Source organism: Bacteroides sp. AM32-11AC (assembly GCF_003603515.1).
Taxonomy (GTDB): Bacteria; Bacteroidota; Bacteroidia; order Bacteroidales; family Bacteroidaceae; genus Bacteroides; species Bacteroides uniformis.
On record NZ_QTNH01000006.1, the window covers coordinates 139,279 to 152,683 of the forward strand.

Annotated in this window: 10 protein-coding genes; 6 read left to right on the forward strand and 4 right to left on the reverse strand. The window is 53.0% G+C overall.

Annotation, left to right across the window (positions count from 1 at the left end; all coding sequences use genetic code 11):
- Nucleotides 1-5: 5 nt before the first annotated feature.
- From DW800_RS08145 to DW800_RS08155, 3 genes are all read right to left on the reverse strand, one after another.
- Nucleotides 6-209: a helix-turn-helix transcriptional regulator gene (locus DW800_RS08145; protein WP_002561006.1), complete on the reverse strand. Its 204-nt coding sequence runs from the start codon at nucleotides 207-209 to the stop codon at nucleotides 6-8.
- A 190-nt stretch (nucleotides 210-399) separates the two neighbouring features.
- Nucleotides 400-705 (reverse strand): helix-turn-helix domain-containing protein, encoded by a 306-nt coding sequence (locus DW800_RS08150; protein ID WP_002561005.1) that lies wholly within the window; start codon nucleotides 703-705, stop codon nucleotides 400-402.
- Between the two features lie 31 nt (nucleotides 706-736).
- The gene (locus tag DW800_RS08155; protein WP_019131010.1) at nucleotides 737-1,036 is read right to left on the reverse strand and encodes a helix-turn-helix domain-containing protein; all 300 of its coding nucleotides are present in this window, start codon (nucleotides 1,034-1,036) and stop codon (nucleotides 737-739) included.
- A gap of 280 nt (nucleotides 1,037-1,316) precedes the next feature.
- On the opposite strand from DW800_RS08155, the gene DW800_RS08165 reads away from it, so the two are divergent.
- From DW800_RS08165 to DW800_RS08190, 6 genes are all read left to right on the forward strand, one after another.
- Nucleotides 1,317-1,673 carry a helix-turn-helix domain-containing protein gene (locus tag DW800_RS08165; protein ID WP_002561004.1) on the forward strand — a complete coding sequence of 119 codons (357 nt, stop codon included), beginning with the start codon at nucleotides 1,317-1,319 and terminating at the stop codon, nucleotides 1,671-1,673.
- 3 nt (nucleotides 1,674-1,676) lie between these two features.
- Complete coding sequence (locus tag DW800_RS08170; RefSeq protein WP_004291454.1) at nucleotides 1,677-2,027, forward strand: helix-turn-helix domain-containing protein; 351 nt, start codon at nucleotides 1,677-1,679, stop codon at nucleotides 2,025-2,027.
- A 20-nt stretch (nucleotides 2,028-2,047) separates the two neighbouring features.
- Nucleotides 2,048-3,616, forward strand: coding sequence for a DUF3945 domain-containing protein (locus tag DW800_RS08175; RefSeq protein ID WP_002561002.1), 1,569 nt, complete (start codon nucleotides 2,048-2,050; stop codon nucleotides 3,614-3,616).
- Nucleotides 3,617-3,677: 61 nt separating this feature from the next.
- A complete protein-coding gene (gene topB / locus DW800_RS08180) occupies nucleotides 3,678-5,765 on the forward strand; it encodes a type IA DNA topoisomerase (RefSeq protein WP_002561001.1) in 2,088 nt (695 codons plus the stop codon).
- Nucleotides 5,766-6,004: 239 nt separating this feature from the next.
- Complete coding sequence (locus tag DW800_RS08185; RefSeq protein WP_002561000.1) at nucleotides 6,005-6,457, forward strand: DUF1896 domain-containing protein; 453 nt, start codon at nucleotides 6,005-6,007, stop codon at nucleotides 6,455-6,457.
- Nucleotides 6,447-12,287, forward strand: coding sequence for an N-6 DNA methylase (locus DW800_RS08190; RefSeq protein ID WP_002560999.1), 5,841 nt, complete (start codon nucleotides 6,447-6,449; stop codon nucleotides 12,285-12,287). Before DW800_RS08185 ends, DW800_RS08190 begins: the two co-directional genes overlap by 11 nt.
- 356 nt (nucleotides 12,288-12,643) lie before the next feature.
- On the opposite strand, the gene DW800_RS08200 is transcribed toward DW800_RS08190, so the two are convergent.
- The gene (locus tag DW800_RS08200; protein ID WP_004293712.1) at nucleotides 12,644-13,369 is read right to left on the reverse strand and encodes a toxin-antitoxin system YwqK family antitoxin; all 726 of its coding nucleotides are present in this window, start codon (nucleotides 13,367-13,369) and stop codon (nucleotides 12,644-12,646) included.
- Nucleotides 13,370-13,405: the final 36 nt, after the last annotated feature.

A 13,405-nucleotide genomic window follows, 5' to 3' on the forward strand; every position in this document is an offset into this window, starting at 1 on the left:
AGATACTATTTTTTTGTATGACAAATAAGTTCATGAACATCAACATCAAGCAAATTTGCAATACGAACAAATGTGTACAAATCAGGTTGAGAATGATTATTACACCATTTAGATACTGTTGCAGGATCTTTCTGTAATTGTTTTGCCAACCATTTGCTCATAACTCCTTTTTCTGATAGTACATTTTTAATGTTGTTTAAAATTGCCATTACAATTAATTTTTAGATTGCGTTAAATGCAAAGTTACAACTTTTTATTAACTATATGAATTTCTAACGATAGAAATTGGTTGGATCAATCAAAAAACTGGTTTTAAGGTCATTAAAACACCCAAGTATATAAAAAGTAAACGGGCAGCACCACAAAATGTCGCCCGTTTCCTTTTTCATGTTGGCCGCCTCACTCCAGCGGCTTGCGGTAGTTCGCTTCCAGCACCTCGCGCAGCCCCGTTTCCGGGTAAAGCACCTTCCCTCCCAAAAGTATGAAGGACAACACGCGGTTGTTGCGGTATTCCTGCAAGGTGCGTCGGCTGACACGGAGCAGTTCCGCCACCTCACCGTCAGTCAGGTAACGTTCCCCGTCCAGCGGAGGGCGGTAACTTTCCAGAAATACAGACAGCCATTTCGAGCCTTTGCGCATATCCTGCATCACAGAGGCTATCGGCTCGTCTTCCATCGTAAAAACATCGTTGGTCTCGTTCATCATAACTTCGGATTCAGTGGGTGAATAAATCAAATCATCTGCCGTGCGAATAGAGCGTGCCGATAAGCGGTATCAACCTCTTAACCTCCTCCGGCTTGTAATAGAACCTGCGGTTTATCTGCGAGTAGCCGATAAGCCGCCTGTCGCGCAGCGTCTGCAACGTGCGCGGGCTTATTCTCAACTGCCCGCAGACCTCCTCGCCCGTGAGCCATCTTTCCATGCGCCCCGTGTCGCTTTTGCGCCTTAGGGCGGCGACCTTCTCCGAGAGTGCGCCGAATGCCGCCACCATCATCTCGAAAGTCTTTTTCTCGATAGATACTATTTCCATATTCATGCAATTATCGGTTTGCCCGCAAAGGTAACGATGCAGCCCTTAACACGTACCGTTTTCCGCTGAAAGGCTGCCTGTTGCACCGTTTGACCGGGTTACGGAGCCATCTTCCGTAAAAATCTTACGTGAGTCACGTAGTGAGTTGTTAAAGCCCCTTTTGTTTATTGCCGAATTTTGTCGCAGAAACATAGAGCAAGCCGAGTGTAGAGCGTCAAACTTGCTTGAACGGTATGCCGAGGCGCAGCCTATGTTCATGAAAATAAACAAAAATAAAGGACTGAATATGAAAGTGATAACGATGGAAAGTTCTGCCTTCCGGTCATTGACGGAACAGATAGCGGAGATTGCGGCACACGTCCGTGCCGCCTCCGGCGACAAGAAAGCGGCATCGCCCGACAGGTTGCTCACCACACGCGAGGCGGCGCACCTGCTTAACGTGAGTACCCGCACCCTCCAGCGTATGCGCAGCGAGCAACGCATCGGTTATGTCGTGCTTCGCGGTAAATGCCGCTACCGGCAGTCGGAAATAGACCGCCTGCTTGAAGCGTGTGCCGTCAACGAGGACGCGGCGACACCGCAGGAATTGAAACGCAACCACACGCTGCGCACTGGCGGCAAACCAAAAGGAAGGAGGACATAGGTCATGGAACTGCTCACACGAAACAACTTCGAGGGCTGGATGCAGAAGCTGATGGAACGGCTCGACCGTCAGGACGAACTGCTGCTGGCGATGAAGGCTGAGGGGAAACAGCCTACTATCACGGAAAGCATCCGCCTTTTCGACAATCAGGATTTGTGCATGCTGCTCCAGATAAGCAAGCGCACACTGCAACGCTACCGCAGTGTCGGCGCATTGCCCTACAAGACACTGGGCAAGAAAACCTATTACAGCGAGGAGGATGTGCTGACATTCCTTTCCAACCATATCAAGGACTTCAAAAAAGAAGATATAGCCTTCTACAAGGCTCGTATCCATAATTTCTTTCATAAATAACCCATTAAAACATTTTTCAAATGGCAAAGAAAAAAGACGAAAAGGACGTGCTGGTAGTCCGTGACGAGAAGACGGGCGAGATCAGCGTGGTAGCCGGGCTGAATGCAGACGACACACCCAAGCGTACCCCTGCGAAAGCTGAGAACGCGCAGAGTTTCCTGCAATTCGACCGACACGGCGACGTGCTGGACAACTTCTTCAAGAACTTCTTCCGGCAGTGCAAGGAACCCAGCCGCTTCGGTTTCTACCGCATCGCGGCAGACCAAGTGGATTCCATGCTTGGCGTGATGAAAGACCTGCTTCAGCATCCGTACCAGAACAAACAAATCCTTGCACCGCACAAAATCGACACCTTCCCTTATCAACAGCAGGTGCAGGAAGAGATGGCGGCACAAAAGACAGAGAAACAAGAACCTCAAAAACAGGAAAACATGGAACAACAGAAAGAACAGCAGGAAAGCCCGCAACAGACGCAGGGCAGACAGGGCTACCAACCCATCAACGAGAGCAAAATCAACTGGCAGGAGCTGGAGGACAGATGGGGCGTGAAGCGTGACGACCTTGAAAAGTCCGGAGACCTTACGAAGATGCTCCACTACGGCAAGTCCGACTTGGTAAAGGTCAAGCCCACCTTCGGCGGCGAATCATTCGAGCTGGACGCCCGCCTCTCCTTCAAGAAGGACGGCGAGGGAAATGTCAGCCTCGTGCCGCACTTCATCCGCAAGGAGCAGAAGTTAGATGAGTACAAGGAACACAAATTCTCCGACGATGACCGGAAGAACCTGCGCGAAACGGGCAACCTCGGCAGGGTCGTGGACATTGTGGACAGGGAAACGGGCGAAATCATCCCCTCCTACATCAGCATCGACCGCAAGACGAATGAAATCACGGACATTCCGGCAAACAAGGTGCGCATCCCGGAGCGCATCGGCAAGACGGAAATCACCAAACAGGAGCAGGACATGCTCCGCGCCGGACTGCCCGTGCGCGACAAGCTCATCGAGCGCAACGACGGCAGGAAGTTCGTCACCACCCTTCAAGTGAACGTGGAGCAGCGCGGCGTGGAGTTCGTGCCGGGAACCGGAAGGTCGCCCCGTACCGCACAGACGCAGGAAGCCAAAGGTGACACCTCGAAAAGTCAGGCGCAAGGCGGGGAAAATGCCGCACAGACCAAGAAGGAGCAACGCCGCAACACGTGGATGAACGAGGACGGCAGCATCCGCCCCATCAGCAAATGGAGCGGCGTGAACTTCACCGACAAGCAGAAAGCCGACTACGTGGCGGGTAAAGCCGTGAAACTGGAGAACGTGACCGACAAGCAGGGCTTCCATGCCACGATGTATATCAAGTTCAACCCGGAGAAGGGCCGCCCGTACCGCTACGAAACGAACCCCGACAACGCCCAGCAGGTCGCCCCGTCCAACGAGAGCCGCACACAGGTGGCGGTGAACAACGAGGGCAAAACCAACGAGGCGACAAAGAACCTGAAAGAGCCTTTGCAGAAAGGTCAGACCGCCCCAAAGGACGACCGCCAGCAACAGCAGCAGGAGAAGCCGAAAAAGAAGAACAACAAAGGCATGAAAATGTAATCCCGTGTCCGCCACTGAATCCAAAATAAAATCCAAAGTATCAACAAAAAAGCAAGAAAACATGAAGACAATCATTGCAGAAAAGCCCTCCGTGGCACGTGAAATCGCCCGCATCGTGGGCGCGACAAAGAGAGAGGAAGGATATTTCGAAGGAGGCGGCTATGCCGTGACATGGGCATTCGGACACCTCGTTCAGCTTGCCATGCCCGACGGCTACGGCGTGCGCGGATTTGTCCGTGACAACCTCCCGATTATTCCCGACACATTCACGCTCGTCCCCCGTCAGGTCAGGACGGAGAAAGGTTACAAGCCCGACAGCGGCGTGGTGTCGCAGATAAAAGTCATCAAAAGACTGTTCGACACAAGCGAACAAATCATCGTGGCGACCGATGCCGGACGCGAGGGAGAGCTTATCTTCCGCTACCTCTACCACTATACGGGTTGCACCACTCCTTTCGTGCGTCTGTGGATCAGCTCGCTCACCGACAAGGCTATCCGTGAGGGACTGCGCAACCTCGAAGACGGCAGCAGGTACGACAACCTATACCTCGCCGCCAAAGCGCGGAGCGAATCCGACTGGCTCGTGGGCATCAACGGCACTCAGGCGTTATCCATAGCCGCCGGACATGGCACGTATTCGGTGGGGCGTGTGCAGACACCCACGCTGGCGATGGTGTGTGAACGCTATTGGGAGAACCGCCGTTTTACGTCCGAAGCATTCTGGCAGCTCCATATCGCAACAGACGGTTGCGACGGCGAGGTCGTGAAACTCTCATCCTCCGAGAAATGGAAGTCGAAAGAACCGGCAACGGAGCTATATAATAAGGTAAAGGCGGCAGGCAGCGCAACGGTAACGAAAGCAGAGCGTAAGGAGAAGACGGAGGAAACTCCCTTGCTGTACGACCTGACCACGCTCCAAAAAGAAGCCAACGCCAAGCACGGCTTCACGGCGGAACAGACGCTTGAAATCGCGCAGAAGCTCTACGAGAAGAAGTTGATAACCTATCCGAGAACGGGAAGCCGCTACATCCCCGAAGACGTGTTCGCTGAAATCCCCAAGCTACTCGCCTTTATCGGCACGCAGCCCGAATGGAAAGACAAGGTGCGGGCAAAAGCCATCCCGACACGCCGTAGCGTGGATGACGGCAAGGTAACAGACCACCATGCCCTGCTCGTCACGGGAGAGAAACCGCTCTTCCTCTCCAAAGAGGACAGCACCATTTATCAGATGATTGCCGGACGAATGATAGAGGCATTCTCCGAAAAATGCGTCAAGGACGTGACTGCTGTCACGGCAGAATGTGCCGGAGTGGAGTTCACCGTGAAAGGCAGTGTCGTGAAGCAAGCCGGATGGCGTGCCGTCTATGGCGAGGAAAAGGAGGAAACTACCATCCCCGGCTGGCAGGATGGCGACACGCTCACGCTGAAAGCCACCTCCATCACCGAAGGAAAGACCAAACCCAAGCCGCTGCATACCGAAGCCACCCTGCTCTCGGCAATGGAAACAGCGGGCAAGGAAATTGAGGACGACGCGCTGCGGCAGGCGATGAAGGACTGCGGCATCGGCACTCCCGCCACACGAGCGTCCATCATCGAAACGCTTTTCAAGCGCGGTTACATGGAACGCTGCAAGAAGTCGCTTGTTCCCACCGAAAAGGGACTCGCCCTCAATTCCGTGGTGAAGACGATGCGCATCGCCGATGTAGCCATGACGGGCGAATGGGAAAAGGAACTGGCACGTATCGAGCGCGGGGAACTGCCCGCCGACACTTTCCGCAAGGAGATAGAGGCGTACACACGGGAAATCACCTCCGAACTGCTCTCGTGCGACAAGCTCTTCGGCAGCCGTGATTCCGGCTGCGCGTGTCCCAAGTGCGGCACGGGCAGGATGCGGTTCTACGGCAAGGTGGTACGTTGCGACAACACGGAGTGCGGACTGCCCGTGTTCCGGCAGAAAGCGGGACGCACCCTGTCCGACGACGAAATCAAAGACCTGCTCACCGACGGGCACACCAAGCCGCTCAAAGGCTTCAAGAGCAAGCAGGGCAAGAACTTCGATGCCATAGTCGCCTTTGACGGGGAATATAACACGACGTTCGTGTTCCCGGAAAAGAAATGCAAGTCTTCCTATCCGAAAAAAAGGAAATAATCACTAACTTTTGATAAGTTAGGCTGCATCTCAACAATAGAAACAAACAAGTTTTTTTCGTATTGTCTTCGATTTGCACTAACTTTGCCACTTGTTCAGAGTAATGAATTGTTCTTCGATACCGGATTACACTCATACTTTGGATTTAGTGGTGGCACTCGGAGGGATACCGAGTGCCTTTTTCTTCCTTTTTCCAATCAATTATCCCGTTAAATATCAATCCACTAAACTCCAAAGTAATGAACAACAAGAAGAAAAACGAGGGTCAGACCGACTTTTCCTATTACGGTCTGTACCTGCTGGACTACCTCCGCACGAACAAGTTTGAACAGGCGACTGACACCGCTTTCATACGGGAACGGGCCGACCGTGCCGCCGAAACGTATGAAAAGGCGCGGCTCGAAGGCTATCCCGCCGATGGCGCGCAAGAGCAGGCGATGGACACGCTGCTGCGCGGGCTGCGCTATTCCCGGTACGCCATTCTCCGTGAAGTCGTGGAGAGCGAGTTTTTCGACGAAGTGCCGGAAGAGAAACAAGAAGCCTTTATTCTGAAACTCATGCCGCTTGTCGGCAACGTGTTCTCCGTCTATGACCTTTCGGACGACAACTTCGCCCTGTCTTCCGATTACGACCTGCTCTACACGGAGCTGACGGGGGCAACCGTCCTTTACATCGGGGAATATGGCGTTTAACCGCAAACAGAAACTGCGGGACAACATCGAGGCGATACGGACGGCATTCATCCTTGACAGGGAAAACAGGACAGCGACAACCGAAGAGCGTGCCATACTTCAAAGGTACTGCGGTTTCGGCGGTCTGAAATGTATCCTCAACCCTGCAAAGGAACTGACGGATGCCGTCCGGTGGGCGAAATCCGACCTCGAACTGTTCGCCCCGACAGTGGAGTTGCACAGGCTTATCCGTGAGAACAGCAAGGACGAAACAGAGTACAAGCGGTTTGTGGATTCGCTGAAAGCGTCCGTGCTGACCGCTTTCTACACCCCCAAAGAGATAACCGACACCATCGCGGACGTGCTGGCAGATTACAGCGTCCGCCCCGCCCGTATGCTCGAACCGTCGGCGGGGGTTGGCGTGTTCGTGGATTCCATGCTGCGGCACAACCCCAATGCGGATGTGATGGCTTTCGAGAAGGATCTGCTCACGGGTACAATCCTGAGGCATCTCTATCCCGGCAAGAAAACGCGCACCTGCGGTTTTGAGAAAATCGAAAGACCGTTCAACAATTATTTCGACTTGGCGGTGTCCAACATTCCGTTCGGAGACATAGCCGTGTTCGACCCTGAGTTTCAGCGGAGCGACTCATTCGGCAGACGCTCCGCCCAGAAAGCCATCCACAACTATTTCTTTCTCAAAGGACTGGATGCCGTGCGTGACGGCGGTATCGTGGCGTTCATCACCTCGCAAGGGGTATTGAACAGCACCAAGACCTCCGTGCGTAACGAGCTGTTCAGTAAGGCTGATCTGGTATCCGCGATACGCCTGCCCAACAACCTGTTCACGGACAACGCGGGGACAGAAGTGGGCAGTGACCTGATTGTCCTGCAAAAGAACCTCAGCAAGAAGGAAATGTCGCAGGACGAGCGGCTGATGACCGTAATACAGACGGACACGAAAACCGACCTGACCGACAACGCCTATTTCATCCACCACCCGGAACGCATCGTGCATACGACGGCGAAACTTGACACCGACCCATACGGGAAGCCCGCTATGGTCTATCTGCACGAGGGCAAGGCAGCAGGCATCGCCGGGGATTTGCACCGTATGCTCGACGAGGATTTCCATTACAGGCTCGCCATGCGTCTGTATTCGGGTTCAATCCGGCAGTCGGGAACGGAAGAAAAAGTTACCGTTCAAAAGGAGGTGGAGCGTACTGCCATAAAGATGGAAACAACATCTTCGATGCAGGCGGTGGAAACTCCGACGGAGAAACCGCAACCCACAGAGGAAAAGCCGGAGATAGAGCCACGTCCGAAATATTCTGACGGTGTGCAGCTATCCTTGCTCGATCTCTGGGGGATGACGGAAGAAGTCAGCCAACAACCGAAAACCGCCAAAAAGAAAAAGGAGGCGAAAAAGGAAAGCTCGGCAAGGCGCGTTCTACCCAAGCCACAGGTGCATGTCACACAAAATGTTACGGCTGTGCCGACGGCTACCACCCCTAAGACTGTAACAGAGAACAAGGAGGCTAAAACGGAGAACACCGCCAAGCCTGCCGACCCGGACGACATCTATGCCACGTTGGACTGGGATACCAATCCTCCCATCAACGGCTTCTACGAGATGATGATGGATTTGACGCCGGAACGCAGGAAGGAACTTCGGGAACTGGCAAGGCAGCATAACGAGAAACAAGCGGCGGCGGAAAAGATGGAAGTGAAAGCCGTGCCGGACACTCCCCGTGAGCAACCACGGCAGGAGGAAACACAGCCGGAAGCAGTCACCGCACCTGCCGTTACAGATACCCCACCGGAAGCGGTGGCGACCTCCCTTTTCCCCGACATCGAAGCGGAGAAGCCGAAGGAAGAAGTCGTGGACCTTTCGCCGCGTGCCTACCACCGCACGCCGGAGATGCACCTGCGCGAAGGGTCGCTGGTGGCTGACAGGGGGCGTCATAACATCGGCTACCTGAAGGACATCACGCCATACGGGGCGACATTCCAGCCGCTCGACCTGAAAGGCTACCAGAAGGAGAAGGCGTTACAGTATGTTTTACTCCGTGACGCCTACGAGCGGCTGTACCGCTATGAATCGAACCTGCATGAAGCAAATGTCCCGTGGCGAGAGCATCTAAACACCTGTTACGATGAGTTTGTCATGCGCTACGGCAACCTCAACGCCAAGCAGAACGTGAAGTTAGTGATGATGGACGCGGGCGGGCGTGACATCCTTTCGCTGGAACGGGCGGAGAACGGGAAGTTTGTCAAGGCGGACATCTTCGAGCGTCCCGTTTCCTTCTCCGTGGAGAGCCATGCCAACGTCGGCTCACCCGAAGAAGCACTGTCCGCGTCGCTCAACAAGTTCGGCACTGTCGATCTCGACTATATGCGGGAGATAACCGACAGTACGGCGGAGGATTTGCTCACAGCCCTGCAAGGGCGCATCTATTACAATCCGCTCGTAACCGGTTACGAGATTAAGGACCGCTTTATTGCCGGAAACGTGATAGAGAAAGCGGAACGCATAGAGGCTTGGATGGGCGAAAACCCCGAAAGTGAACGTATGCCGGAGGTGAAGCAGGCGTTGGAGGCTCTGAAAGATGCCGAACCGCCGCGCATCGCTTTTGAAGACCTTGATTTCAATTTCGGGGAACGCTGGATTCCGACGGGTGTCTATGCCGCCTACATGAGCCGGCTGTTCGACACGGAGGTGAAAATCGCCTACTCTGCAAGCATGGACGAGTTTTCGGTGGCGTGCGGCTACCGCACCATGAAAATCACGGACGAGTTTCTGGTGAAGGGGTATTACCGTAACTATGACGGCATGCACCTTCTGAAACACGCCCTGCACAACACCTGTCCCGACATGATGAAGTCCATCGGCAGGGACGAGCATGGCAACGACATCAAGGTGCGCGACAGCGAGGGAATACAGCTCGCCAACGCCAAGATTGACGAGATACGAAACGGCTTCTCCGAATGGCTCGAAGAGCAGTCGCCACAGTTCAAGGAGCGGCTGACGACGATGTATAACCGCAAGTTCAACTGTTTCGTGCGCCCGAAGTATGACGGCTCGCATCAGACTTTTCCCGACCTCAATCTGAAAGGGCTGGCAAGCCGGGGCATCAGGAGCGTCTATCCCTCGCAGATGGATTGCGTCTGGATGCTGAAACAGAACGGCGGCGGAATTTGTGACCACGAGGTTGGAACCGGCAAGACGCTGATAATGTGCATCGCCGCGCATGAAATGAAGCGTCTGAACTTGGCGCACAAGCCGATGATTATCGGGCTGAAAGCCAATGTTGCGGAGATTGCCGCCACCTATCAAGCGGCATATCCCAACGCGAGGATTCTGTACGCTTCGGAGAAAGACTTTTCGACCGCCAACCGCGTGCGTTTCTTCAACAACATCAAGAACAACGACTACGATTGTGTCATTATGTCGCACGACCAGTTCGGCAAGATACCGCAGTCGCCGGAGTTGCAGCAGCGCATCCTGCAAGCGGAGCTTGACACGGTGGAGGAAAACCTCGAAGTGCTGCGCCAGCAGGGAAAGAACGTATCGCGGGCGATGCTGAAAGGTCTGGAGAAGCGCAAGCATAACCTTGAAGCGAAATTGGAGAAGGTGGAACACGCCATAAAGTCACGCACGGACGACGTGGTGGACTTCAAGCAGATGGGCATCGACCACATTTTCATTGATGAATCGCACCAGTTCAAGAATCTGACTTTCAACACGCGCCACGACCGTGTGGCGGGATTGGGGAACAGCGAGGGAAGCCAGAAGGCACTGAACATGCTCTTTGCTATCCGCACCATACAGGAGCGCACGGGCAAGGACTTGGGGGCGACCTTCCTCTCCGGCACGACTATCAGCAACTCGCTGACTGAGCTGTACCTGCTGTTCAAGTACCTGCGCCCGAAGGAGCTGGAACGGCAGGACATTCGATGTTTTGATGCGTGGTCGGCGATATTTGCCAAGAAGACAACGGATTTTGAGTTCAACGTGACGAACAACGTGGTGCAGAAGGAGCGTTTCCGCTACTTCATCAAAGTGCCGGAGCTTGCCGCCTTCTATAATGAAATCACGGACTACCGCACGGCGGAGGATGTGGGCGTGGACCGTCCCAACAAAAACGAGATACTGCACCACATACCGCCCACGCCGGAGCAGGAGGACTTCATACAGAAGCTGATGCAATTCGCCAAGACGGGCGACGCCACCCTGTTGGGCAGACTGCCGCTTTCGGAAACGGAGGAAAAGGCGAAGATGCTTATCGCCACGGACTATGCCCGGAAGATGGCACTCGACATGCGCATGATAGACCCGCATTACGAAGACCACCCCGACAACAAGGCGAGCCACTGTGCCAAAATAATCGCGGAGTATTATCAAAAATACGACGCGCAGAAAGGCACGCAGTTCGTTTTCTCTGACTTGGGGACTTACCAGCCGGGCGATGGGTGGAACGTCTATTCGGAAATCAAGCGCAAACTGACGGAGGACTACGGCATACCGCCAAGCGAGGTGCGCTTCATTCAGGAGTGCAAGACCGACAAGGCTCGGAAGGCGGTGATAGATGCCATGAACGCCGGGACGGTGCGTGTGCTGTTCGGCTCCACCTCCATGCTCGGAACGGGTGTGAACGCACAGAAACGGTGTGTGGCAATTCATCATCTTGATACGCCGTGGCGACCGTCCGACCTGCAACAGCGTGACGGACGGGGAGTTAGAGCAGGCAACGAGATAGCCAAGCATTTCGCCGGGAACAACGTGGACGTAATAATCTACGCGGTGGAAAAATCACTGGACAGTTACAAGTTCAACCTCCTGCACTGCAAGCAGACTTTCATCAGCCAGCTTAAAAGCGGTGCTATGGAAGCGCGTACCATCGACGAGGGGGCAATGGACGAGAAATCGGGCATGAACTTCTCGGAATATATGGCGTTGCTATCCGGCAACACCGACCTGCTGGACAAGGCGAAACTGGAAAAACGTATCGCCTCGCTCGAAGGGGAACGCAAGTCGTTCAACAAGGGCAAGCGTGATTCGGAGTTCAAGCTGGAATCGAAGACCCGCGAGCTGGGCAACAACACAGCTTTCATAGATGCCATGACGGAGGACTGGAACCGCTTCCTCTCTGTGGTGCAGACCGACAAGGAGGGCAATCACCTTAATATAATAAAGGTGGACGGAGTGGATTCCGCCGATGAGAAAGTCATCGGAAAGCGTTTGCAGGAGATAGCCAAGAATGCCACGACCGGAGGGTTGTACACGCAGGTTGGAGAGTTTTACGGTTTCCCGATAAAGGTGGTCAGCGAAAGGATACTCAAAGAGGGATTGGAGTTTACCGACAACCGCTTCGTGGTCGAGGGGAACTACAAGTACACCTACAACAACGGGCATCTGGCGCTGGCTGACCCGTTGGCCGCCGCCCGCAACTTCCTCAACGCGATTGAGAGAATCCCCTCCATCATCGACCAGTATAAAGCGAAGAATGAGGTCTTGGAACGTGAGATACCGCAGTTGCAGGAGATAGCAGGCAAGGTGTGGAAGAAGGAGGAAGAACTGAAACAGTTGAAGTCCGAACTTGCCGCCCTTGACCGCAAGATACAGCTGGAACTTGCGCCGCCTACACCCGAAATCACCGAAAAGGAGCATGAAGGGCAACAGGTCAAACCGGAAGCGAAAGGTGTGCGAAACGGTATCAGGCAATATCCCGAAGATACATCACCGCAAATACGCAATCCATCGGAAAGTATTATCGCCAATCACACCATAACTGGGCATCCGGGGCTGTATGCCAAGGAGGAAACCCGGTCCAAAGGATTGAAAATATAACCTTAGGAATTTTATCTGAAGTATTAATAAGGGCTATCCCAAAAGGTCTAAAAGTAAATTTTATCCTTTCTGCAAGTATCTGTAGGATGGCAACTGCATTTTTTTTCTTTTTGGGCAGCCCTTATTAAAATTTATTCTTATTTTAGATTTTTCTCGGTTTGACTTAACCGATTGAGAAATAAACTTTTAGCGAATTATTTGAGAAATAGAAGTAACGATTTAGCAACTGTGCGAATTTCAGCGTTTTGCGTTGCTATGCTGTCAAATAACTCTTTCATTTGCAAATATAACATCTTTTTCCGAAAGTACGAACTTTCGGTGGCAATTTTATAAAATCAACTTGCGAAAAAAGAAAATCATTCATCCCATTCATGGGTTGTGTCATCGGTGGCGTTGTACTGTTTCCAACGTCCCGATTTCTCGCCGTCGGTGTATTGCCCCTCGATGGTTATATAGGGTTTTCCGTCCCGTGTCGATTCCACACGATAAAAGCCGTCAAGTTTTCCGTTACGGTAGTGTCGTGTAGTCCTGCTGCGAAGCGTGCGCCCATCCTCGAATATTTCCCATTCCTCACCCTCTTTTTTGCCGTCTATATAATGAGATTCAAAAATCTGCTCACCCGTCTTGCTGTCAAAGCGGCGTTCCCGTCCGCTCTCCACACTCTGCCTATACTCCTTTTCGATTTCTATTTTGCCGTTACGAAAATAGGTCTTTACAGTTCCGTCTATCTTGCCTTGCTGCATGGGTGTTTCTTTTCGGGGAGTAACGCCATCTTGGTAATACTCCGTGAATATGCCGTTGCGCTTTCCTTTGGCATATATGCCCGATTCACGCAGTACCCCATCACGATAGCGGAGATAATCACCGTTTATTATGCCGTCGGAAAGTTTAACACGCTCCTCGTCAAGCCCTCGTATAATGCGATATTCTCCCTGCAACGGCTGTTTACTGCCTTTTTCATAATAGACCGTGCGCCGTGCGTTATCCGTTATAGTCTGTAAATCGTCCCATTTTACTATTTGTTGTGCGGAAGCCGTGCCACACAATAGCAAAAAGAGGTATAGTGTTAATATTCTATTCATTGTATTTTTGCTTTTCGAGGTTGATAACGGTTCTCA

What these genes read in the sequence shown, in the direction of transcription:
- DW800_RS08145 (WP_002561006.1), bottom strand. Translation starts at nt 209, where the DNA reads ATGGCAATTTTAAACAACATTAAAAATGTACTATCAGAAAAAGGAGTT.
- DW800_RS08150 (WP_002561005.1), bottom strand. Translation starts at nt 705, where the DNA reads ATGATGAACGAGACCAACGATGTTTTTACGATGGAAGACGAGCCGATA.
- DW800_RS08155 (WP_019131010.1), bottom strand. Translation starts at nt 1,036, where the DNA reads ATGAATATGGAAATAGTATCTATCGAGAAAAAGACTTTCGAGATGATG.
- DW800_RS08165 (WP_002561004.1), top strand. Translation starts at nt 1,317, where the DNA reads ATGAAAGTGATAACGATGGAAAGTTCTGCCTTCCGGTCATTGACGGAA.
- DW800_RS08170 (WP_004291454.1), top strand. Translation starts at nt 1,677, where the DNA reads ATGGAACTGCTCACACGAAACAACTTCGAGGGCTGGATGCAGAAGCTG.
- DW800_RS08175 (WP_002561002.1), top strand. Translation starts at nt 2,048, where the DNA reads ATGGCAAAGAAAAAAGACGAAAAGGACGTGCTGGTAGTCCGTGACGAG.
- topB (WP_002561001.1), top strand. Translation starts at nt 3,678, where the DNA reads ATGAAGACAATCATTGCAGAAAAGCCCTCCGTGGCACGTGAAATCGCC.
- DW800_RS08185 (WP_002561000.1), top strand. Translation starts at nt 6,005, where the DNA reads ATGAACAACAAGAAGAAAAACGAGGGTCAGACCGACTTTTCCTATTAC.
- DW800_RS08190 (WP_002560999.1), top strand. Translation starts at nt 6,447, where the DNA reads ATGGCGTTTAACCGCAAACAGAAACTGCGGGACAACATCGAGGCGATA.
- DW800_RS08200 (WP_004293712.1), bottom strand. Translation starts at nt 13,369, where the DNA reads ATGAATAGAATATTAACACTATACCTCTTTTTGCTATTGTGTGGCACG.